The organism is Brachybacterium sp. NPDC056505, assembly GCF_042794925.1.
Classification (GTDB): Bacteria; Actinomycetota; Actinomycetes; order Actinomycetales; family Dermabacteraceae; genus Brachybacterium; species Brachybacterium kimchii.
Genome location: NZ_JBHTSV010000001.1, coordinates 12,926 through 34,579 on the forward strand (window position 1 = coordinate 12,926; position 21,654 = coordinate 34,579).

Consider the following 21,654-nt stretch of genomic DNA (forward strand, 5'->3'; position numbering starts at 1 on the left):
TCGGGCTCAGCGGGGCCCGCTCACTCACTGACGCGGACCACGATCTTGCCGCTGGTGTGGCCGTCCATGTTGGCGCGGAAGGCGTCGGCCGCCTGCTCGAGCGGGAACGCGCGGGCGACGTCGACGCGCAGCTTGCCGGTGTCGACCATGTCGGCGAGGACGGCGAGGTCCTCGGCGTCGGGCCGCACCCACATGTAGGTGCCTCCGGACTCCGCGACCGAGCCGTCGGCGATCGAGGCGTGCCGACCGCCGTCCGCGAGCACGTCGAGGGTCGCCTCCAGGACCCCGCCCACGTAGTCGACCACGACGTCCACGCCGTCGGGCGCGAGCTCGCGCACACGGTCGGCGAGGCCCTCGCCGTAGGTCACGGGCTCGGCGCCCAGGGAGCGCAGGCGGTCGTGGTTCGACTCGGAGGCGGTGCCGATGACGCGCGCGCCGAGGGCCACGGCGATCTGGACGGCGAAGCTGCCGACGCCGCCGTTCGCGCCGTGGACCAGCACGGTCGTGCCCTCGGCGACGCCCATGCGCGTGAGGGACTGGTAGGCGGTGAGGCCGGCGAGGGGCAGGGCGGCCGCCTGCTCCCAGTCGAGCGCCGCGGGCTTGCGGGCGAGGGTGCGCACGGGCACCGTCATCTGCTCGGCGAAGGAGCCCTGCTCGACCCAGTCCTTGCGGCCGTAGGCCATGACCTCGTCGCCCTCGACGACCTCGGTGACGTCCAGCCCCACGGCCTCGACGACGCCCGCGACATCCCAGCCGGGGATCGCGGGGAACTCGATGTTCATGAGCGGGTCGAGGCCGCCGGCCACGATCTTCCAGTCCACCGGGTTCACACCGGCGGCGCGGACGGCGAGGCGCACCTCGCCGGGGCCGACCTTGGGGGTCTCGACCTCGCTGACCTCGAGGACGTCAGGGTCTCCGTACGCGCTGTAAGTGATGGCCTTCATGTCCATTGCGAACGCGCGCGGCGGGGGTGCGTATTCCGAGGGGCGGGCAGGCGGCGCGGCTGGCGGGCCGAGGGGCAGAGAGCCCCGGGATGCGCGGCTCGGGCGCGGGGCGGCTCGTCGATGTCGCTGGGTGAGGTCTCAAGGCGTATATCGGGCTGAGACCTCACCCAGCGACATCGGCGGAGCGGTCTTCCTGCACGAGCACCGCGGGACGTCGTCGAGCTCGGCTCGGGATCTTGTTAGGGTGCCAGGGCGGATGTGCCGTGGATCACCGTGGCCCCGGGCGCGACCGTGTGCTTCGAGGATCCGAGCGGGCCGACCAGCCCCTCGCTCCCTCGCCCGGATCCACGGGAGGGCCGCTTCGATCAGGTTCCGTGCCCGATCGGCCGCATTCCGGCACAGATCCTGGCCAGACCGCCCCTCTCGTCCTCGCCCACCCCGTCCGTCCGACACCCCCGACCGGACTCCACCCCGATCGCCATTCCTGCCCCCACTCCGGAAGGCCCTGCTGTGAATCCTTTGACCCCTGATGAGCGCCCCACCGGCTCGCCCCGTCCCACCGACTCGACGGACCCGGCCAGCACTCCGCGCGCCATGGCGTCCCGTTCCGACCTCACCCGCCGCCGGGTGCTCGGTCTCGCGGCGGCGGCCGGCGGCGGGGTCGTCGCCGCGTCGGCCGCCGCACCGGCCCTCGCCGCGGGGACCGCAGCAGGCGGCGGCACCCCCGCGCCGGCCTCCCCCGCGAAGGAGCTGCCTCCCGTGCACCCCGTCCCCCAGAAGGTCACCGTGTTCGACGGGAACGTGTCGCTCGCCGGGAAGGTCAGCGTGATCGTCGGCAAGGACACCGACGACGCCGCGCTCGCGGCCCTGCGCGAGGTGCTCGAGGACGCCGGTGCGTCCATCTCCCTCATCACCGCCACCAGTGAGAAGACCACGGCGCAGGGAACCCGCATCCACCTGGGCACCTCCGAGGACAACCCGACCCTCGCTCCGAGCCTGAAGGCCCTCGGCGCGAAGGGGGCGGACGATCTCGAGGCCGAGGGGTACGTGCTCGCAGCGGGCCGCTCGAAGGGCGCGCTCGTGGTGCTCGCCGGCCGCGATGCCGCCGGCTCCTTCTACGCCGTGCAGACCCTGCGCCTGCTGCTCGCGGGCACGAGTCGTCTGCGCCAGGTCGAGGTGCGGGACTGGCCGCTGATGCAGATCCGCGGATCCATCGAGGGCTTCTACGGGATCCCGTGGTCGCACCAGGCGCGCCTGGACCACTTCCCGTTCTACGGTCGCCGCAAGCTCAATACCTACATCTACACGCCCAAGGACGACCTGCTGCTGCGCTCGAAGTGGCGCGACCTGTACGAGGGCGAGGCGCTCGAGGACATGGCGGAGCTCGTCGAGACCGCCACGAAGAACCACGTGCACTTCACGTATGCCCTCTCCCCCGGCAACGACATCACCTACGGCAGCGACGCGGACTTCGCGGCCACCGTGAAGAAGTTCGACCAGGTGCGGGATCTGGGCGTGACCAGCTTCTACATCGCTCTGGACGACATCCCCACCGAATTGGGCGAGGAGGACGCCGCGCAGTTCGACTCGCTCGCCGCCGCGCAGGCGCACTACCTGAACCGTCTGCAGGACGAGTACGTGAAGGCCAACGACCTCGAGCCGCTGCAGACCGTCCCCACGGAGTACTGGGGCTCCGGCCCCTCGGACTACAAGACGGCGTTCGGCACCGGGATCGACCCGGACATCCGCGTGCAGTGGACGGGCGAGGGAGTGTTCTCCCCGCAGGTCACCGTGGATTCGGCGAGCAAGGCGGAGGAGTCCTACCACTCCGAGCACCTGTACGTGTGGGACAACTTCCCCGTCAACGACGGGCGTCGCGACCGCATCTTCCTGAACCCGCTCGAGGGCCGCGCGGACACCCTGCACGAGCACTTCGACGGCTTCACGTCGAACCCGATGATCGAGCCGTACGCCTCGCTGCCGGCGCTCGCGAACTACGCCGACTACTGCTGGAACCCGCCCGCGTACGAGGCCGAGGACTCCTTCTCCGACGCTCTCGACGAGCTCGCCGGCGACGACCGTCAGGTGCGCCGGGCGCTCGACGTCTTCATCGACCTCAACGTCAACTGGCCCTACCGGGACGGGTCGCCGAAGGCCCCCGCGCTCGCGGCCGACGTCGAGGCCTACCGGAAGGCCTACGAGGCCGGCACCCAGGACGGGCGCGCGGATCTGCGCACGCGGCTGAACCGCATCACGAAGCTGCCGCGCACCCTCGAGGCGATGGCCTCGCAGGGCTTCGTCGACGACACGAAGCCGTGGATGACCGCCGCGTCCCAGTGGGCACAGGGCCTCACGGAGCAGGACCGCATGCTCACCGCCCTCGAGGACGGCGCGCTGAAGAAGGCGTCGAAGGCGGCGGCGAGCGCGAAGGCCAGCTTCCGCGCGGCGACCGCGGCGACCGTCCCCGACCAGGGCGACGACGGCGTGTACGAGGAGGACCAGATCACCCCGAGCGTCGGCGACGGCGTGTTCGAGGTGTTCATCGCCTGGGCGTGGGCGCAGCTGCGCGACGTGCTGCCCGACGACCCGTCGCTGCCCTTCGTCGGCCTGCCCGCCACGGCGAGCACGACCCTGGACCAGTACCAGGACCACGCTCCGGCGCTCATGGTCGACGGCGACGAGTCCACGATGTTCTGGTCCTCGCGCGCCCCGAAGAAGGGCGACACGATCACCCTCGAGCTCACGAACCCGTCCGACCTGCGCTTCGTGCAGCTGAAGATGGCGAAGTCCGACGAGACCCCGGGCGACCAGGTCTATGCGGGGGTCGTCGAGGCCTCCGCCGACCAGGAGACCTGGACGAAGATCGGCGCGCTCGCGGGCGACCCCGTGTTCACGAAGGAGCTCGCCCAGCCCGTCCGCGCCGGATGGGTGCGCGTGACCGTGACCGGGAAGAACCCGGGCGGGAAGTGGGTGCAGGTGCGCGAGTTCGCCGTCTCCGACGAGGTGCCGAGCGGCGACTGAGCGCGGCCGGTCAGCCGACCGGCTGGGCCCGGCGGTCGCGCTCGCGGACGACCCAGCCGGGGTCGTCGGTCGTGATCGAGGCGACGCCCGCGGCGAGCGCGGCGTCGAGGTGCTCGGGCGTGTTCACGGTCCACACGTGCAGGCTCGCGCCGCTCGCGGCCCAGGCGCGGTCGGCGTCGCCGTCCTCGAGGGTCTGGATCCACACGCTCACGCGCTCGGCGCGCAGCTCGGCGAGCACCTGCATCACCTCGTCGTCGACCCCGGCGGCGAGCAGGCCGATCGGGATCTCCGGTGCGGTCTCGCGCACGGTGCGCAGCGCCTCGGGGTGGAAGGAGATGATCACCGCGGGCGGGGTGCCGTCGGGCAGGGGCATCGGCTGCGCCCCGAAGCGCTCGCGCAGGGCGAGGGCGGTCGCGCGGGCGGCGGCCGGGGCCTTGACCTCGACGACCGCGCCGACGGGTCGGCCCGCGCCGCCCCCGCACGCGTCGAGGAAGTCGTCGAGCGAGGGGATGCGCTCGCCGCCGCCGAGCTCGACGGTGTCCAGCTGGGCGCGGGTGAGGTCGGCGATGTCGCCGCCGCGCAGGGGCCCGTGCGGGGAGGCGGTGCGGTCGATGCTGGAGTCGTGCATGACGACGAGGTGGCCGTCGGCGCTCAGGTGGACGTCGCATTCGAGGGCGTCGGCCCCGTCGCGGACGGCGCGGCCGAAGGAGGCGAGGGTGTTCTCGGGGGCGCCGACGGGGGCTCCGCGGTGGCCGATGACGGCCGGTCGGGGCGAGGCGACCGGGGTCGACAGGGAGGCGGACGAGGAGGAGGCGGTTCGTGCGGAGGCGGAACGGGCGAGGGACATGCGCTCCATGACGGAATCCATGTCTTCATCCTGTGCGCGATCGCCTCGTGCGACGACGGCGCGCGAGCCGTGATGCCGAAGTGTTCGCCCGATGTTCCCCGCACGGAGTCCGGCCGTCAGCGCATGTTCGCCGGGGCCGGGCGGCACGCCGCGGACGACGCCGGCCCCCTGACGGCGCAGGACCGCGGACGGCGGAGGACCGTCGGCCGACGGCCCGGTCACCAACCGTCGACGGTCGCGTAGCCGGGGGCGCCGAAGATGCCGGGAGTCTCGTCGACGTCCTGCGACCACTTCAGGTGCTTCGGCTGGTCGGACGGCAGCGTGCGGTCCTGGTCGTCGGCGAGATCGAGATGCAGCACCACGCGGGCCTGCAGCCGGACGTCCCAGAGCGCGGTGTCCGCGTCGTCCGCAGAGCCGGAGGCCGCGGGTTCCGGGGCGTGGATCCCGGCGAGGTCGGCCGTGGCCGTCGCGCGCGCCTCCGTGCTGTCCTCTTCGTCCGCCGCGACCCTCAGCGGGACGGTCCTCTCACCGGCCGTGAGCTCCGCGTCCCGGATCTCGACGCGGGTCACGTACTTCGCGCGGTGTGCGCCCTCGGGACGGAAGGCGATGACCCGCGGGCGCCCGTCGGCGGTGTCCAGCACCTGGTCGTCGCTGTTGGCGAGGGAGGAGACAGCGGCTCGGAACTCGACGGGCATGGTGTCGTGCCTCGTGCGTCCGCCGAGGTCGAGCGTGCCGTCGACCCCGAGGACCATCCCGGCGGGCAGGGTGTCGCCGTACGGGTCGATGATCGGGAAGAAGTCCTGCTGGTCCGCGGGGACCGTCGTCGAGGACGGCGCCTCGTCGCTGCGGAAGGCGGCGTCGTGGTCCCCGTCGGAGACCGTGACGACGACGGGCTCGTCCTCGGGGACGGCCACGAGGCGGACGGTCGTGCCCGCGGGACTGTCCTCGTCGGTCGTCGGCGGGGCGCCGCTGCTGAGCCGGTCGAACACCTCGTCCGCGGTCACCGTGGTCTCGGGGAGGTCGCCGAGGCCCTGGGCCTTCTCGTCGCCGACGGCGAGGGAGGCCGTGAGCGTGCCGTCCTCCGCGCCGCCCAGCGCGCCCTCGGTGCCCACGGGCATGAGCGTGGCGAGGGTTGCATCGTCGGACTCCCCCTCGCCCGACCCGCCCCCGCCTGCCACGCCCTTGGACCGGGTGTTGATGATGGTGACCGCCATGAGCCGCGTGCCGGACGCGGGGTCGTAGGGCTCCGCGGCGTACCCGGCGTCGCGGACATCCTGGAAGACGACGAGGACCTCGCGGCCGGCGAGGCCGAGGACGCGGCGGCCGCTGTCGCCCGCGGTGTCGACCGTGCACAGTGCGCTGTCGGTGAGCACGCAGCCGCCGTAGGTCGAGCGGTCGTCGGCCGTCTGGGGGCGCGCGGGGACCTCGACGGACTCGCCCGCGGCGAGCTCGGTGCCGCGCGGCGGGCCGATCGAGACCGTGAGATCGGGCTCCGAGCCGTCGGCCGCGCGCAGCTCGCCGACGCTGCGCGGGTCGACGTCGCGGAAGCTGCCGTCGCCGCCGAGAGTCAGCGCGACCTTGCCGCTGCGCTGGTAGAAGGACGTGATCGGCGCCTGCTGCCAGATCGTCGCGCTGTGGCCGGCGCGACGGGTCGGCCCGCAGACGACGTCGTCCTGGACCGCGCCGCCCTCGAGATGGAAGTAGCAGGCGGCGTCGGCGGGGATGTTCGCGCGCACCGTCCCCTCGGTGAGGCTCTCGCGCCACGCGTCCCCGATGGTGCGCAGGTCATCGGCCGGGCGCAGCAGCGCCGCATGGCCGAAGGTCCAGTCGGAGGGCTCGGGGACGGAGCATCCGGTGAGGACCAGCAGCAGGGCGGTCGCCGCTGCCGCTGCGCATCGTCGAGCGTGCATGTCCCCTCCTCCCGCGCCGCCCGGCCCGCGCACCCATGCAGCGGGCCCTGCCCTCTCCCCGCCCAGAGTAACGGGGGTCACATCCGGGTGATACTGTCCGGCACCGGCTCCGCGCTCCATCCCGAAAGACACCCGTCATGGCCTCTCCCGCGTTCGCCCCGTACATCAGCTTCCCCGGCACGGCCGACGAGGCCTTCCGCTTCTACGCCGACGTGTTCGGCGGCGAGCTGCAGATCTCCCACTACGGCGCCTTCCCGACCGAGGGCTTCCCCTTCCAGCCTCCGCAGGACGCGGTCGCGCACGCGGAGCTGCACGGGGGTCGCATCACGCTCACGGGCGGCGACGCCGTGGGCCCCGACCAGCCCGAGGTCGCCTCGGACGTGTACTCCTTCCTCATCGGACTGGAGACCACGGCGGAGGCGCACACGCTCATCGACGCCCTGGTCAGCGGCGGCGGACGCGTCGCGATGCCCTTCGCCCTCGCCCCATGGGGCGACCACTACGGGCAGGTCACGGATCGCTTCGGCGTGCTCTGGGCGTTCGTCGTGCCCGGTGAGCACGGCCCCGGAGCGTCCGGGGCCGACAGCGCGGGCACGGAATCGGGCGCGGAATCCGCGTGACCTGACCGCGGGGCGGACGTACCGTGCCGCCATGGGCAGACCCGAGGGGTTCGAGTACGTCGAGCGCGGCGAGGACGTGGTGATCCTCCACCACGGCAGGCCGGCCGCCACCCTGCGCGGCCGGCGCGCCGCCGACTTCCTCGAGGACGCCGGAGCCGGGGATGCGCAGGAGCTCATGGCGCGCCTGACCGGGAACTACCGGCGCGGCAACGAGCGGGCGGCGAAGCGGCATCCGCGCAACGCGGGTCGATAGCAGCGGTCCATCCCGGCAGCGGTCGTCCCGGCGGCAGGCTCCGTCGGAGGGCGTCGTCGGAGGACGTCGTCAGAGCGCGGGTCCCGGGCCTCGCGACGGAGCGCCCGCCACTGTCGTGGAATATTCAATGACCCGATAGGGTTGGTCCCACTATGCGAGCCTTCGGATTCCTGAGCTTCGGCCACTACGGCAGCGCCGTGGGCGCTCCCGGCGTCGACGCGCGGCAGATGCTGCACGACGCCGTCGACATCTCCGCGGGCGCGGACGAGCTGGGCGTGAACGGCGCCTACTTCCGCGTCCACCACTTCGCCCGGCAGTCGGCCTCGCCGATGCCGCTGCTCGCCGCCGCCGCGGCGCGCACCGAGCGGATCGAGGTGGGCACCGGCGTCATCGACATGCGCTACGAGAACCCCCTCTACCTGGCCGAGGAGGCCGCCGCGCTCGACCTCCTGGCCGACGGCCGCCTCGCGCTCGGCGTCTCCCGCGGGAGCCCCGAGCCGGCCGACCGCGGCTGGGAGGCGTTCGGCTACCACGGCTCGACCGACCCACGCGGCGCCGACCTCGCCCGGGAGAAGTTCGACCTGTTCCTGCGCGCCGTGCGCGGCGAGCCCATGGCCCGCGCCGCCGAGAACGGGTACATGTCGAGCGCCGCGCCCGGAACGGGACTGCGCATCGAACCGCACTCCCCCGACCTCGCCGACCACATCTGGTGGGGCGCGGGAAGCCGCGAGAGCGCCGAGAACGTGGGCCGCACGGGACTGAACCTCATGAGTTCGACCCTGCTCACCGAGGCCACCGGCGAGTCCTTCGGCGACCTCCAGGCCGAGCAGATCGACCGGTTCCGCGCCGCCTACCGGGAGGCCGACCATGCCGGGCGCCCGCGCGTCTCCGTCTCGCGCAGCGTGTTCCCGATCGTCGACGAGCAGGACCGCAGGCTGTTCGGCATGCGCCCGGGCGAGGGCGCCGACCAGATCGGCATCATCGACGGCATGCGCTCGACCTTCGGCCGCACCTTCACCGGCGAGCCCGATCAGCTGATCGAGCAGCTGAAGGCCGATGCGGCCGTGCAGAGCGCCGACACCCTCATGCTCACGATCCCCTCGCAGGCCGGCGTCGACCTGAACCTGCACATCCTCGAGTCCTTCGCGCAGCACGTCGCGCCGGCGCTCGGCTGGAAGCCGAACACGGAAGGGCCGGTTGAGGGGGACAGGATCTGAGGTGCTGTGAGCGTCGCGGGACTGAGCCGGGGCGGCTCAATCCCGCACCTCCAAGTGCAGATCCACATGCACGTCGTCCCCGACGCCCACGCCCGTCGCCCGCTGCACGGCGACCTTCACGGGCACGAGGTAGACCCCCTCGCGCGGGAACAGCGAGGTCGTGAACTCGATGCCCTCGATGCGCGCGGTCACCGGGATCGCGCCCCACCCGTAGGTGACCAGCGAGGCGACCTCGGCGATCGCGTCGGACTCGTCCTCGGGCACGCGCGCGAAGACGAACGGCGCGGGGCCGCGCCAGGAGATCGTCGTGGTGTCGAAGGAGAGGTCCACGGGGCAAGCATGCGCCCTCTCCCCATCGGCCGTCCTGTCCTCCGTCGGATCCGGCGCGTAGTGTCGCGAGCCCGGTGGACGCACTGTCCGCCCGCGCTCGCCGAGCGCACCACGCGCTCACCGAGCGCACCGAGCGATCGAAGGAGAAGACATGTCGCATCCCGAGGAGCTCACCCAGGACAAGACCGTCGAGATCATGCGGGAGCAGCGCTTCGTCATGCTCTCCACGGTGCTCGACGGCAAGATCGTCTCCCATCCCATGACGCCCATGCGCGTCGAGGACGACGCGAGCGTGTGGTTCTTCGTCGGCCGCAGCGGCGAGCAGGGCACCGCCCTGCAGGGGAACCCGCAGGTCAACCTCGCGTTCGCGGAGACGGGCAGCTGGCTGTCCGTGGCAGGCGCCGCCGAGTTCGTCGATGACCGGGCCAAGGTCGAGGAGCTGTGGGACGACCAGCTGGAGGCCTACTTCCCGCAGGGCGCCGACGATCCCGACCTGGGGCTCGTGAAGGTCCGCGGCGAGTCCGCGCAGTACTGGGGGATCCCCGGACCGCGCCCGGTCGCCGCCGCGAAGATGCTGGTCGCGAAGCTCAGCGGGGACGAGGGCCCCGGCGTCTCCGGCAAGACGGAGCTCTGAGCGCGCAGGCGCACGGAGCAGTTGTCCGTGGGAGCGGGCCGAGCGGGGACAATCGTCGGGTGCACCCCGACTCCGATGATCCGATGCTCGCCGACGTCCTGCGGGCCCTCGAGGCCGCTCCCGCCCTCGGTGCCCGCGACGCCTATCTCGCCTTCGTCCGCGGCCAGGGCGAGGCGGCGCTGTGGAAGGGGCTCGCGCCCGAGCACGTGACGGCCTCGACCTTCGTGTTCTCGCCCGACGGCGCGCAGGTGCTGCTGTGCTTCCACCGCAAGGGCGGGTTCTGGGTGCAGGTCGGCGGGCACCTCGAGCAGGAGGACGCGAGCCTCGCCGACGCCGCCCTGCGCGAGGCGCGCGAGGAGTCCGGGCTCGAGGGCCTCGCCCTCGCCACGGCCTCGATCACCGATCTGGACCGCCACGAGCTGGCCGGCGCCTTCACGTGCCGCGCCCACTGGGACATCGGCTTCACCGCGATCGCGGACCCGTCGGCCCGGATCGTGGTGAGCGAGGAGAGCCGCGACGTGCGCTGGTTCGCCGTCGACTCCCTGCCGAGCGGGCTGGCGCCGCGATGCGCGCGGAGGATCGAGGTCGCGCGGCAGGTGCTGCGATGACCGGCCCGGTCGCTGTCAGTGGTGCGGGCACGCCGCTGCGCATCGCGACCGTGAACATCAACGGCATCCGCGCGACCCTGCGCCGCGGCTTCGGGGACTGGCTGCACGAGCGCGGATGCGACGTGATCGCCCTGCAGGAGGTGCGGGCCCAGGCCGACAAGCTGCCCGCCGGTGCCTTCGGCGAGTATCACGCGGCCCTCGACACCGGGAGCGTCCCCGGGCGCAACGGGGTCGCGGTGCTGACGCGGCAGCCGCCCCCGGCCGTGCGCACGTGGAGCGGCGCCGCGCTCCTGGCGGGACCGTCCGCATCCGGTGCAGAGCTCCCGGCATCCGGTGAGGGGCCCTCGGCATCGGATGAGGGGCCGAGCGCACAGGGCGAGACGCCCCTTCTCACCGAGGTCCCCGCAGCAGACCGCGTCGTGCTCCCGCGGGGTCTGCGACCCTTCGCCGACCAGGGGCGATACGTCGAGGTCGACCTCGCCGAGGCTCCGGTGACGATCGCGAGCCTCTACCTCCCCAAGGGCGGTCTGCCGGCGGAGCTTCAGCGGCCCGAGCGGATGCGCGAGGCGCCCGACGGCGGTGCTCGGTACGCGCGCAAGATGGCGTTCATGGCCGCCTTCTCGACCTACCTCGCGCGGACCCGTCGCGCCGCCGCGGCGGCCGGCCGCGAGTTCCTGCTGATGGGCGACATGAACATCGCCCACACCCGCCAGGACCTCGCGGCGTGGCGCCGCAACCAGCAGAACGACGGATTCCTGCCCGAGGAGCGGGAGTGGTTCGGGCAGCAGCTCGGTCCGCGGACGCTCGTCGACGTCGTGCGCTCGCTGCATCCCGAGGAGGACGGCCCGTACTCGTGGTGGTCCTGGCTCGGACAGTCATTCGCGAAGGACGCGGGCTGGCGCATCGACTATCACCTGGCCACCCCGCGGCTCGCTCGCAGCGCACGCTGGGCGGCCGTGGACCGGGAGGTTGCGGGGACGCGCCTGTCGGACCATGCGCCGGTGGTGGTGGAGTACCGGGCCTGAGGGCGCATGACCACGCCGCACCGGGTGCAGCGTGGAACGATCAGCCGTACGATCCCCGTATCGCGGCAGCCGACCGGCGCGCCGTTCGTCAAGGGAGTTCGGCTCCCGGGTGGGTGGGCATCCTCTCCGGAGGCATGCCATGCCGAACCCGTATTCCACGATCCTGCGCACGCCAGGGGCCGCACGCCGGTTGCTTGCCGTCCTGCTCAGCGCGCTTCCTCTGGGGATGCTGTCGCTGACGATCATCCTCAGCGTGCAGGAGTGGACAGGATCGCTGCGCGCAGCGGGCACGATCAGCGCCCTGTTCGGGCTCGGCAACGCGATCGGCCTGACCGTCCAAGGTGCACTCATGGAGCGCGGAGGCGAACGCGGGCTGCTCCTCGTCACAGGGACCTCGTGCGCCGTAGCCCTGGCTATGTTCACCACGGTGGGCGTTCTCGACGGGCCGCTCTGGGCCCTCGCGGTGCTGGGGCTGACCGGCGGGACGTGCGTCCCGGCGATCACCGCGGCCGCGCGCGGATGGCTGCCGCTCGCGCTCACCGAGCCCGCAGAACGCAGTGCCTCCTACGCCCTGCTCGCCGCACTGTTCCAGACGGCGGTCGCCGTCGGACCGCTGCTGCTGTCGCTCGCACTCCTGCTGCACGGGCCCGTGCTGGCCCTCGCTCTCTCGGCGACCGCGATCCTCGCTGCGGTCCTCGTCTTCGCTCTCCCGCGCGACGAGAGGCGCGGTCCGGACACCTCGGCTGCGGATGTGGAGCCCCCACGGGCGCGACGAGTCGACCCGGAGCGTCGCGCGGCCCGACGATCACGGTTGTCACCCGGCATGCTGACGATCCTGTGCGCAGAAGCGCTGGGCGGCATCGCCGTCGGCGCCACGGGCGTCGCCGTCCCCGCGGCGATGGACTCCGCGGGCAGGCCAGTTCTCGTCGGCGTGGGCTTCGCGGCGCTCGCGTGCGGCGAGGTGCTCACCGCACTGATCATCGGCGCGAGGTCCATTCCGACTCATCGCCGAATGATCCTGCCCCTGGCCCTGGCCGGATGTGCGTTCTCCGCGCTGCTCGTCCTGCTCAGCGCAGCGTCTCCTGGACTCCTGGTTCTGGCGATGATGATCCTGGGCGCGTCGACTGCACCCGCCACGCTCGCGAAGTCCGCGCTGCTCGATGTGGTCTCCACGGCGGACGCGGTTGCACGCGGCTACTCGCAGCTCGTCGCCGTCAGCCTGATCTCCGCCGCTGCCGGGAGCGCTCTGGCCGGCCAGCTCTCCGACGCCCTGAGCCCGCTAGGCCTGCTGGTCGTACCCGTCGCCTCGCTCGGCCTCGCTGCCGCCTGGACCGCGTCCCGCATGCGAACACTCGGGTGACAAAGCCGGTGCACGCCCCGCGAAGACGATCGGAATGCACTCCGCAGATCCTCCCGCACGGACCGTCGGCCATGATGGCCGTATGGCTTCGTATTCCGGGAGCGACTTCTACTGCGACGTCGCCATTCCCCACCCTGACCTCCTCGACGTCGTGCTCGAGAACCAGCGCGTGCTCGCCTTCCACCACACCCGCCCGTTCTGGGAAGTGCACATCGTGGTGGTCCCGAAGTCGCACATCCCCTCGCTCACCGACACTTCTCCGGACGATGCCGAGGACCTGGCGGCCCTGTTGGCGGCCGTGAAGGAGGTGGCACGCGGGGTCGAGCAGGAACACGGCGCGGCCGCCGTCACCACGAATCTCGGGGCGTACCAGGACTCGAAGCATCTGCACGTGCACATCCACTCCGGGGGCCGACGGACGGTCGGCTGACCGTTCAGGGCACGACGATCCCACCGCTCCCGTTCCGTGCCACGTCCCTCCCGTCCGGCTCCGCCGACACACGCCGTCACATCCGCCCGCGGCGGGAACACCTCGGCCCGTCATGCGTTGCACCACGCATGACAACCATCGGAATCATCGGCGCAGGCAACATCGGCAGCCAGGTCGCACGTGCGGCCCTGACGGCGGGATACGACGTGGTCATCGCGAACTCGCGGGGACCCGAGACGCTCGCGGACCTCGTCTCCGAGCTCGGTGACGGCGCACGCGCCGCGACGGAGGCGGGCGAGGCGGGCGACGTGGTCGTCGTGACCGTCCCCCTGAAGGCGGTCGACCAGATCCCCGTCGAGCCCCTCGCCGGGAAGATCGTCCTGGACACGAACAACTACTACCCCGGTCGCGACGGGCAGATCCCGGCGCTGGACGCGGGCGAGACCACCACCTCGCAGCTGCTCCAGGAGCACCTGCCGACCTCGAAGGTCGTCAAGGCGTTCAACCACATCCCCGCCGCCGACATCACGACCGACGTCGCCCCGGCGGGCACGCCGGACCGCCGGGCGCTCGCCGTCTCGAGCGACGATCCCGAGGCGCTCGAGTTCGCGACGAAGCTGTACGACGAGTTCGGGTTCGACGCGGTCGACGTCAGTCCGCTCAGCGAGTCGTGGCGGGTCGAGCGCGACCGTCCGGCGTACGTGGTGCGCCAGAACGCCGAGCAGCTGCGCGCGAACCTCGCCAAGGCAGAGCGCGAGGGCTGAGAAGGCTCGGTCGACGACGGGCCGACGAGTGAGGGGCGGCGCGGCTCAGGCCGCGCCGCGTCCGTCGTCGGCCCGCTCCTCGTTGTCGTAGCCGAGGACCTCCGGCTCGCCCGTGCGGGTATCCAGCCCGTGGTCCACGCGGTACTCGCGCACCACGAGCCGATCGCGCACCACCAGGGCGATCAGCAGGCCGACCACGGCGATCGTCACCTTCACGTTCGCCGGCCAGTGCACGTTGTAGGCCATGAGAATGCTGACCGCGATGATCAGCACGGTCACGCTTCCGGACGCTCGTCGCAGATCTGCACCCATGTCCTCCACCGTAGCGACGCGTGGCACCGATGCGTCGCGGAACCGGACCACGTCCGCCGATCCCCTGCGTAACCTCGGGGCATGTTCGTCCGCTTCCAGAGCGCCGTGCCCAATCGGCGAGGCGCATTTCCCGGCATCTTCGCGATGGCCAATGGCCTGCGCGACGCCGGCGTGCTGTCCCCGGAGGACGATCGTTGGGTGCGCAGGATGAACGCACACTGCGAACGCGCGTACACCGACCCGAGCACCGTGGTCACCGACTGCTACGACCACGAGCGCAACCCGGGCGCACGCTCCTGGTTCCGCGAGAACGCGGACGAGCTCCTCGCGATCGCCCGCGCGTACACGCAGCTGCTGGATCGCTGCCGCATCCCCTGGGAGGAGGTGCGCACCAGCACCCCGGGCCGCATCGTCTACGAGGACTCCGTGCAGGTCGTCGCCGTGCCGTTCACGTATGCACAGGATTGGCCGCTCCCCGTGGGCGCGCAGACCCGAAGCGACTGAACGCCCCCTCCTGAACCCCCGAGCACGCGCGTTGTCACCCACCGCATCTGTGCCGCCCCTGCATCGGTCACCCACCGGCGTGGGGCGGACCTCTCTGGCTATATAGGCAGAGAGGTCCGCTATACGCCGGTCGGCGACAGGAGCCGACATCATCGCCATCGCCGACGCCGTCGCCGTCGCCGGCACCGACCCCGCCGCCACCCACCCCGCCCGAAAACCCCCTCCCCACCCCGCGCATCGCGGCCTAGTGTGGATCGCATGCCATCGACGCCCGCTGACGTGTCCACCGATTCGCCCTCGACACCCTCCTCGACGAGCCCCACCGCCCCTGGCAGCGCGTACCTGCGCTACCCCGATGTCCGCGGCGAGACCATCGTCTTCACCGCGGCCGACGCCGTCTGGGCGGCCCCGCTCTCCGGCGGCCACGCCTGGCGACTGAGCGAGGACTCCGCGCCCGTCGCCTACCCGCGGATCTCGCCGGACGGCACGCAGGTCGCCTTCACCTCGCGCGCGACCGGAAGCCCGGAGGTGCACCTGGTCCCGATCGACGGCACGGGCGCCGCGCGCCGCCTCACCTGGTGGGCGAACCGGCACACGCGCGTCGCGGGCTGGCTGCCGGACGGCCGCATCATCGTCACCACAGGTCACGGCGCCACGCTGTCCTCCCGCGATGCGCAGCTGTGGGCGCTGGACGCCGAGGGCCATGCCGAGCTGCTGCCCTTCGGGCGCGCGAGCGAGGTCGCCGTGCACGAAGCCACGGGGACCACCGTCGTCGCGACCATGTGGCGCAAGGAGCCGTCGACGTGGAAGCACTACCAGGGCGGCACCGCGGCTCGGCTGTGGATCAGCCGCGAGGACCTCTCGATCGACGCCCCGCACGAGGCCCATGCGGCCCGCTCGTGGGAGCCGCTGCGCGACGACCTGCTGGCGAACAAGACGCGCCTGGCGTTCGTCGGCGACCGGCTGCTGTTCGCCTCGGACACCCCGGGCGAGGGCGCCGCGATCACCGACCGGGCCACCGGCAACCTGTGGTCGGTCGGCCTGGACGGCTCCGATCTGCGTGCGCACACGCACCTGACCAGCGAGGACGGGTATCTGCGCGATCCGGCGTCCGACGGCGCCTCGATCGTGTTTTCCTCCCGCGGCCGTCTGTTCGCGATGGACGGGCCCGACGCCGCGCCGCGCGAGATCCCCGTGATCGTCGCGGGCGTGGGCTCCGCCCGCCGCATGCGCGCGGCCGATCCGCACAAGAACCTGCTGGCCATGCGCCCCACCTTCGACGCCCGCGCGAGCGTGGTCGAGTGGCGCGGCTCCGCGCACGTCCTCACCCACCGCGGCGGACCCTCGCGCCTGCTCGCGGGCTCGTGCGGACTGCGCTTCCGGGAGGCGACGCCTTTGGGCCGCTCCCCGTTCGCCGTGATCGTCACCGATGAGCTCGCCCAGGGCGACCGCACCGACCCCGACGCCTTCGCGGGCCGCACGGGCTCCGACGCCCTCGCCCTGCGCCGCCTCGATGCCGAGGGCGAGCAGATCACGCTCGACCTCGGCCCCGTCGGCCGCATCCTCCACGCCGTCCCCTCGCCGGACGGCACCCGCATCGCGATCGCCACCCACGACTACGTGGTGCGGGTGGTGACCCTGCGCGGCATCCTCGACCCGGCCGGCACCAGCGGGAAGGATGCGAGCACCGCCGAGGACCACCCTGACGCCCCGCGTCTGGACTCGGTGCGCGAGGTGGGGACGTCGCATCACGGCGAGATCAGCGACCTCGCCTGGTCGCCGGACTCGCGGTTCCTCACCTGGGCGCAGCCGCGCAGCGAGTTCGCCTCCCAGCTCATGGTCTCCGAGGTCGCCGACCCGGAGCCGACGGGACGCGCCCTGACCAGCGGACGCTTCCTCGAGTCCTCGCCGACCTTCACGGCCGACGGCAAGCACCTCGCGTTCGTCTCCGCCCGCACATTCGAGACCCAGTACGACGACATCGTCTTCGACCTCGGTTTCGTCGACTCCCAGCGCCCGTTCCTGCTGCCGCTCGAGCGGACCACGCGCGATCCCTTCGGGCCCGACGCCGACGGCTGGCTCCCCGGCGGCGAGGAGAAGCCCGGGGAGTCGGGCGGCGAGGGGCACGGCGGCACCGGGACTGGGACCGAGTCGAGCCCGGCCTCGCCGTCGGCCGATCCCGCCTCCGGGAGCGCACGCACCAACACCCATCGCGGCGCCCCCTCGCCGGCGGATCTGTCCGCGCCGGCGACCGCGTCGAGCGCCGCGGGCGCGCAGGACGCCGAGCGCCCGCCGCAGACCACGATCGATCTCGAGGCTGCGGAGGAGCGGGTCGTCCCGTTCCCCGTCCCCTCCGGGCACTTCACGGACCTGCAGGCCGTCGCGGGCGGCGTGATCTGGCTGCGCCACCCGGCCGAGGGCGTGCTGGGCACGACCCGTGCGGGCCTTGAGGACGAGGCGCCGAAGCCCACTCTGGAGCTGTGGGCCTTCGCCGACCACAAGGTCACCGTGCTCGCCGAGGGCGTGGACCAGGTGTGGGTCTCGGGCGACGGGAAGCAGCTGGTCATGCGGCAGGGCGAGGCGTTCGTGCAGATCCCCGCGGACCGCAAGGTCGAGGACGAGGATCCCGCCCGCATCACGATCGACCTGGGGCGTCTGACGCTGCGCGTCGATCCGGTGCTCGAGCGTCGCGGCATGCTCTGGGACAACTACCGGATCATGGCGCAGCAGTATTGGCGCGCGGACATGGACGGGCAGGACTGGCACGCGATGGTCTCGTGGTACGACGAGGTCGTGGATCGCCTGGTCACGGCCGACGACTTCGCGGACATGATGTGGGAGGTCGTCGCCGAGCTCGGCACGAGCCACGCCTACGTGATGCCGTCGCCCGGGGACCGCGAGACCGAGGGCGCACCGGGCCTGCCCGGCGCGGACTTCCGGATCGAGGGCGGTTCTGCCGACGGCTCCGGCGCGCGGCTCGTCATCTCGCGGATCCTGCGCGGGGAGTCCTCGGACCCCGACGCGCGCTCCCCGCTGCTCGCACCGGGCGTCGCGGCCCGGGAGGGCGATGCGGTCGTGCAGATCGGCGGGCGCGCGGTGGACGCGGGCGCGGGCGTTGGGCCGCTGCTCGCGGGGTGCGCGGAGAAGCCCACCGAGATCGTCCTCGAGCGCGACGGCGAGCGCCGCCGCGTGGTCGTCACACCGCTCGCCGACGAGTCGCAGCTGCGCTACCAGGACTGGGTGGCCACGCGACGGGCCTTCGTCGCCGAGCACTCGGACGGCCGCCTGGGCTACCTGCACATCCCCGACATGGTCTCGAGCGGCTGGGCCCAGATGCACCGCGACCTGCGGGACGCCTCCGCGAAGGAGGGCCTGGTCGTGGACGTGCGCTACAACAGCGGCGGCCACACCTCGCAGCTGGTCACCGACCGTCTGGCCCGCAGGGTGGTCTCCTGGGACTACCCCCGCGGGGAGCAGCCCTCGACCTACCCGGCGTTCGCGCCGCGGGGGCCGGTCGTATTCGTGACGAACCAGGAGGCCGGGTCCGACGGCGACATCGTGGGCGCGGTCGCGAAGTCCATGAAGATCGGCCCGCTCATCGGCACCCGCACCTGGGGCGGCGTGATCGGCATCGACGGCCGCTTCGACCTGGTCGACGGAACCGGCGTCACCGAGCCGAAGTACGCGAGCTGGTTCGCGGGCGTGGACTGGACCATCGAGAACTACGGCGTGGACCCCGACATCGAGGTGCCGTTCCCGCCCAACGAGTGGCTCGCGGGCAAGGACCCGCAGCTCAGCCGCGGCATCGAGGAGGCCCTGGCCTCGCTCGAGCAGACGCCCGCGGCCGTGGCTCCGCCGCTGCCGCCGGCGCGGTTCGGGGGCGGCGAGGGCTGAGGCGGCCGACGGGCCCGGCGGCCAAGACAGGGCCGACGGGTCCGACGGCCCGACAGAGCCGACGAGGGGCGAGGAAGGAGCACGCGTGAGCTGGGATGAAGACTGGGCCTACAGTCCGCAGGAGCAGGCGATGGACGAGTTCATCGTGAGGTTCACGCCGCACTTCCTCACGCTCCCGGACCGCCTGTACGAGGTCGCTGCCGCGCTGCTCGCGGACGACCCCGCGCAGGAGATCGCGAGGGCGTTCGACTGTGCGGTCGACGTCGCCGAGCAACTGCTGTCGACCCAGCTGCGGAGGCTGTCACCACAGTCCCTGGCTGAGTATCGAGAGGAGTGCGAGAGCGCGCTCCGACGTCTTCGCAAGCACGTTGCGGAAGGGTAGCCGTACTCTGCGTCGCGACGAACCCGTTCGGGGTGAGCGCGCGACGGCAGCTCCGTTAGGTTCAGGCGACCTGAACGCGCGTGTCCCCGATGACGAACTCGATGGCAAGGTCTCCGCCCACCGCCTCGAGATATCGCCGGATGGTGGCGACGCGCGCATTCTCCACGTCGCCGCGCTCGATCTTCGATACCTGTCTCTGCGAGACCCCGATGCGCTCAGCGAGCTGCTCCTGCGTGAGCCCGGCGTCACGGCGCAGCTCGCGCAGACGATACGCGCGCACCTGCGAGAGCATCCGCTCCTTATGAGCCGCCACCTTCGTTCGATCCACAGGGTGGTCAGCGAGGAACTCTGCAAGTTCCATGGCCATGAGGTCACCGTCCTTTCACGCGACGAACATGGGCATCGAAAAGGTCATCCGCACGAGGTATGTTCCGCTGGTACCAGCCCCTCCAGTCACCGGACTTGTCGCCCGCGACCAGGAGGATCGCCTGACGAGCCGGATCGAAGGCGAAGAGGATGCGAAGCTCGGTCCTTCCCGCCGACCCGGGACGCAGCTCCTTCATGTTCCTATGACGCGACGCGGTCACAGTGTCGACGAGCGGCCGGCCCAGCTGCGGCCCGTGCTCCTCCAGCAGCTCCACGGCGGCCACGACCTGCTCCCGCGAGTGTTGGTCGAGCTCCGCAAGCCAAGGCGCGATCAGCCCGATGTCCACGCTCCACATCAACCAATTCTAGAACCCCCAGGTTCTACAGTCAACGGCTCATACCTGCGATGAACGCACCCCGTCCACGATCATCGCTGCGATCTCTCCGATCCCGTCGTCCACCGCCGGCAGCAGACGGTCGAATTCGAGGCTCCGGGTGAGGATGCTGACCGCGACAGGCGACTCGCCATCGTGTGTGACCACCGCGCTGTCGTGCCGGAAGGGTCCCCAGGATCCCGTCTTGCCCGCGACGAGGACTCCCGGGTACGACAGAATCCGGCTGATCCGGATCGGCGCGAGCTGCTGGCCGAGCATGCCCTTGATCAGCGCACTCCCCGCCGATTCCAGGAGATCGCCCCGCCACAGCGCGGTCAGCAGGCGCACCTGGTCGCCTGCTGTCGTGAGGGAGCCGAGCACGGCGTCGTCCTTCGCGAAGTCGACGAGATCGTCGTCCAGATCGGTTCCCTGGGCGAAGCCGGCGCTGCGCCGCGCCTCCTCGACCGCGCGGCGCACGGTGTCGGCGGACCCGGCGACCTGCGAGCGCGTCATGCCCGCGTCCTGGGTCACGGCGTCGACCGCGGCAGCCCCCACGTCCTCGAGGATCACCGCCGCGGAGGTGTTGTCCGATCCCACCAGCATGAAGCGCATGAGCTCGCGCCAGGTCAGAGTCACGGGGTCCTCCATGAGCGAGATCCCCGCCCCGCCGACCACCCGCTGCGTGGGCTCGACGCGCACGGGCGCGGAGAGGGCTGCTCCCCGGGAGCGGCACAGGGCGATCGCCGCCGGGAGCTTGTAGAGGGACGCACCGGGCCAGAGCCTGTCCTCGAGGTGGGAGATCCGTGCTCCGCGCCCGTCGAGCGCGCACGCGCAGAACGACAGGTCGATGCCGAGATCGTCGGCGAGCTCCATTGCCCCGGGGACCGCGTCGGCGTCGCTGATCGTCGCGCCCTCCTGGTCCTCAGTCGGCATCGGGAAGCTCCGTCACGATCTGTTGCAGCTGGGCCCAGACGCCCTGCACGTCGCGGCTCCGCTCATCCCTCCGGGCAATGAGCTGGAACCTCGCCGAGACGGGCGCGGGAAGCATTCGCTCGTCGCACACGACGTCCCCGCCGAGGGGCCAGTGCGGGCGGCCGATCGTGAGAGCGCGCGTAAGTCTCCCCGCTCCGAGTTCCGCGGCGACACCGAGGCGCCCCTCCGCAGAGAAGGTCCCCGTCATCCCCTGAGCGCGGAGATCCGCGGCGATCGAGCGCAGCGCCGGCGCCGAGGGGTTCTCGTGCACGAGAGCGTGCCGCGGCGACCGGGGGCGCGAGCCGGGCACGGACTCCCAGAGCCGGCAGGACGCGACCCTGGAGACGCGCAGGCCCTCGGTGCGCACCGGGGCCAGCACGAGCGCGAGCCCGCCGTGCTCGCGGACGCGCGCCACCGCCTCCGTGGTGGGAACGGCCCGGAGCCGGACGTCCACGCCTCCCGCGCCCGCGGCCGAGACGAGCCGGCTCGCCCAGCCCTCCGGGCAGCCCGGGTCGACGAGCAGCTCCAGCTGCGTGTCAGCGGCCGCCGACGCCGCGGCCCGCAGACGCTCGACGTCGGCCTCGAGACGTCAGGCCTCCTCCTGCACCCGACGGCCGGCTTCCGTCAGCAGTGCGCCTCGGGGCGTGCGCTGGAACAGCGCGCATCCGAGCTCCTTCTCCAGGCGACGGATCGCCTGGGACATCGGGGGCTGCGCCATGCCGACCGCCTGCGCGGCGCGACCGAAGTGCTCCTCCTCGGCAACTGCTTCGAAGAGCTCCAGGTGATGCAAGAGGTCCATGACCAGCCTTCATAGCCTCCAAGTGCATGCGAGGCCACCGTTTTGATATTGGAAGTATGAGTGCAGATCGGCAACCGTACCCCCATGG

General features: G+C 72.1%; 23 protein-coding genes. 13 read left to right on the forward strand and 10 right to left on the reverse strand.

Annotation, left to right across the window (positions count from 1 at the left end):
- Window positions 1–20: 20 nt before the first annotated feature.
- Entirely contained in the window at window positions 21–944 is a 924-nt protein-coding gene (locus ACFQ53_RS00065; RefSeq protein WP_377853539.1) for an NADP-dependent oxidoreductase, read from the reverse strand.
- A 594-nt stretch (window positions 945–1,538) separates the two neighbouring features.
- On the opposite strand from ACFQ53_RS00065, the gene ACFQ53_RS00070 reads away from it, so the two are divergent.
- A complete protein-coding gene (locus ACFQ53_RS00070) occupies window positions 1,539–3,965 on the forward strand; it encodes a beta-N-acetylglucosaminidase domain-containing protein (RefSeq protein ID WP_377853542.1) in 2,427 nt (808 codons plus the stop codon).
- A gap of 10 nt (window positions 3,966–3,975) precedes the next feature.
- Here ACFQ53_RS00070 and ACFQ53_RS00075 read toward each other — a convergent pair whose 3' ends face one another.
- Together ACFQ53_RS00075 and ACFQ53_RS00080 are read right to left on the reverse strand one after the other, a co-directional pair.
- A complete protein-coding gene (locus tag ACFQ53_RS00075; protein WP_377853545.1) occupies window positions 3,976–4,833 on the reverse strand; it encodes a glycerophosphodiester phosphodiesterase in 858 nt (285 codons plus the stop codon).
- 197 nt (window positions 4,834–5,030) lie between these two features.
- The gene (locus tag ACFQ53_RS00080) at window positions 5,031–6,722 is read right to left on the reverse strand and encodes a hypothetical protein (RefSeq protein ID WP_377853548.1); all 1,692 of its coding nucleotides are present in this window, start codon (window positions 6,720–6,722) and stop codon (window positions 5,031–5,033) included.
- 137 nt (window positions 6,723–6,859) lie between these two features.
- Here ACFQ53_RS00080 and ACFQ53_RS00085 point away from each other — a divergent pair, with 137 nt between their 5' ends.
- The 3 genes from ACFQ53_RS00085 to ACFQ53_RS00095 all read left to right on the forward strand — a co-directional run bounded on the left by ACFQ53_RS00085 (window position 6,860) and on the right by ACFQ53_RS00095 (window position 8,812).
- Entirely contained in the window at window positions 6,860–7,342 is a 483-nt protein-coding gene (locus tag ACFQ53_RS00085; protein WP_377853551.1) for a VOC family protein, read from the forward strand.
- A 31-nt stretch (window positions 7,343–7,373) separates the two neighbouring features.
- Complete coding sequence (locus ACFQ53_RS00090) at window positions 7,374–7,595, forward strand: hypothetical protein (RefSeq protein ID WP_377853554.1); 222 nt, start codon at window positions 7,374–7,376, stop codon at window positions 7,593–7,595.
- 152 nt (window positions 7,596–7,747) lie between these two features.
- Window positions 7,748–8,812: an LLM class flavin-dependent oxidoreductase gene (locus tag ACFQ53_RS00095; RefSeq protein ID WP_377853556.1), complete on the forward strand. Its 1,065-nt coding sequence runs from the start codon at window positions 7,748–7,750 to the stop codon at window positions 8,810–8,812.
- A gap of 36 nt (window positions 8,813–8,848) precedes the next feature.
- Here the strand turns inward: ACFQ53_RS00095 and ACFQ53_RS00100 are convergent, their stop codons facing one another.
- Window positions 8,849–9,142 (reverse strand): DUF1905 domain-containing protein, encoded by a 294-nt coding sequence (locus ACFQ53_RS00100; protein ID WP_377853559.1) that lies wholly within the window; start codon window positions 9,140–9,142, stop codon window positions 8,849–8,851.
- Window positions 9,143–9,293: 151 nt separating this feature from the next.
- Here ACFQ53_RS00100 and ACFQ53_RS00105 point away from each other — a divergent pair, with 151 nt between their 5' ends.
- The 6 genes from ACFQ53_RS00105 to ACFQ53_RS00130 all read left to right on the forward strand — a co-directional run bounded on the left by ACFQ53_RS00105 (window position 9,294) and on the right by ACFQ53_RS00130 (window position 13,963).
- Window positions 9,294–9,776, forward strand: a complete 483-nt coding sequence (locus ACFQ53_RS00105; RefSeq protein WP_377853562.1) for a pyridoxamine 5'-phosphate oxidase family protein — start codon at window positions 9,294–9,296, stop codon at window positions 9,774–9,776.
- A gap of 59 nt (window positions 9,777–9,835) precedes the next feature.
- Entirely contained in the window at window positions 9,836–10,384 is a 549-nt protein-coding gene (locus ACFQ53_RS00110) for an NUDIX hydrolase (RefSeq protein ID WP_377853565.1), read from the forward strand.
- Window positions 10,381–11,409 carry an exodeoxyribonuclease III gene (locus ACFQ53_RS00115; RefSeq protein WP_377853568.1) on the forward strand — a complete coding sequence of 343 codons (1,029 nt, stop codon included), beginning with the start codon at window positions 10,381–10,383 and terminating at the stop codon, window positions 11,407–11,409. Before ACFQ53_RS00110 ends, ACFQ53_RS00115 begins: the two co-directional genes overlap by 4 nt.
- 139 nt (window positions 11,410–11,548) lie before the next feature.
- Window positions 11,549–12,769 (forward strand): MFS transporter, encoded by a 1,221-nt coding sequence (locus ACFQ53_RS00120; RefSeq protein ID WP_377853571.1) that lies wholly within the window; start codon window positions 11,549–11,551, stop codon window positions 12,767–12,769.
- An 82-nt stretch (window positions 12,770–12,851) separates the two neighbouring features.
- Entirely contained in the window at window positions 12,852–13,199 is a 348-nt protein-coding gene (locus tag ACFQ53_RS00125; RefSeq protein ID WP_377853574.1) for an HIT family protein, read from the forward strand.
- Between the two features lie 128 nt (window positions 13,200–13,327).
- Window positions 13,328–13,963, forward strand: a complete 636-nt coding sequence (locus tag ACFQ53_RS00130; RefSeq protein ID WP_377853577.1) for an NADPH-dependent F420 reductase — start codon at window positions 13,328–13,330, stop codon at window positions 13,961–13,963.
- A 45-nt stretch (window positions 13,964–14,008) separates the two neighbouring features.
- Here the strand turns inward: ACFQ53_RS00130 and ACFQ53_RS00135 are convergent, their stop codons facing one another.
- Window positions 14,009–14,275 carry a hypothetical protein gene (locus ACFQ53_RS00135; protein ID WP_377853580.1) on the reverse strand — a complete coding sequence of 89 codons (267 nt, stop codon included), beginning with the start codon at window positions 14,273–14,275 and terminating at the stop codon, window positions 14,009–14,011.
- 81 nt (window positions 14,276–14,356) lie between these two features.
- Between ACFQ53_RS00135 and ACFQ53_RS00140 the strand changes: the two genes are divergently transcribed.
- The 3 genes from ACFQ53_RS00140 (at window position 14,357) to ACFQ53_RS00150 (ending at window position 19,055) form a co-directional block, all read left to right on the forward strand.
- Window positions 14,357–14,779: a hypothetical protein gene (locus ACFQ53_RS00140; RefSeq protein WP_377853582.1), complete on the forward strand. Its 423-nt coding sequence runs from the start codon at window positions 14,357–14,359 to the stop codon at window positions 14,777–14,779.
- Window positions 14,780–15,037: 258 nt separating this feature from the next.
- Complete coding sequence (locus tag ACFQ53_RS00145; RefSeq protein ID WP_377853585.1) at window positions 15,038–18,673, forward strand: S41 family peptidase; 3,636 nt, start codon at window positions 15,038–15,040, stop codon at window positions 18,671–18,673.
- A gap of 130 nt (window positions 18,674–18,803) precedes the next feature.
- Complete coding sequence (locus ACFQ53_RS00150) at window positions 18,804–19,055, forward strand: hypothetical protein (RefSeq protein ID WP_377853588.1); 252 nt, start codon at window positions 18,804–18,806, stop codon at window positions 19,053–19,055.
- A gap of 61 nt (window positions 19,056–19,116) precedes the next feature.
- Here ACFQ53_RS00150 and ACFQ53_RS00155 read toward each other — a convergent pair whose 3' ends face one another.
- From ACFQ53_RS00155 to ACFQ53_RS00175, 5 genes are all read right to left on the reverse strand, one after another.
- Complete coding sequence (locus tag ACFQ53_RS00155; RefSeq protein ID WP_377853590.1) at window positions 19,117–19,422, reverse strand: helix-turn-helix domain-containing protein; 306 nt, start codon at window positions 19,420–19,422, stop codon at window positions 19,117–19,119.
- Between the two features lie 4 nt (window positions 19,423–19,426).
- Window positions 19,427–19,777: a type II toxin-antitoxin system RelE/ParE family toxin gene (locus ACFQ53_RS00160; RefSeq protein ID WP_377853593.1), complete on the reverse strand. Its 351-nt coding sequence runs from the start codon at window positions 19,775–19,777 to the stop codon at window positions 19,427–19,429.
- Between the two features lie 39 nt (window positions 19,778–19,816).
- Window positions 19,817–20,728 (reverse strand): serine hydrolase, encoded by a 912-nt coding sequence (locus tag ACFQ53_RS00165; protein WP_377853596.1) that lies wholly within the window; start codon window positions 20,726–20,728, stop codon window positions 19,817–19,819.
- Window positions 20,718–21,182, reverse strand: a complete 465-nt coding sequence (locus ACFQ53_RS00170) for a hypothetical protein (RefSeq protein WP_377853599.1) — start codon at window positions 21,180–21,182, stop codon at window positions 20,718–20,720. The genes ACFQ53_RS00165 and ACFQ53_RS00170 overlap by 11 nt, the downstream gene beginning before the upstream one ends.
- Window positions 21,183–21,356: 174 nt before the next feature.
- The gene (locus tag ACFQ53_RS00175) at window positions 21,357–21,566 is read right to left on the reverse strand and encodes a LysR family transcriptional regulator (RefSeq protein ID WP_377853602.1); all 210 of its coding nucleotides are present in this window, start codon (window positions 21,564–21,566) and stop codon (window positions 21,357–21,359) included.
- Window positions 21,567–21,654: the final 88 nt, after the last annotated feature.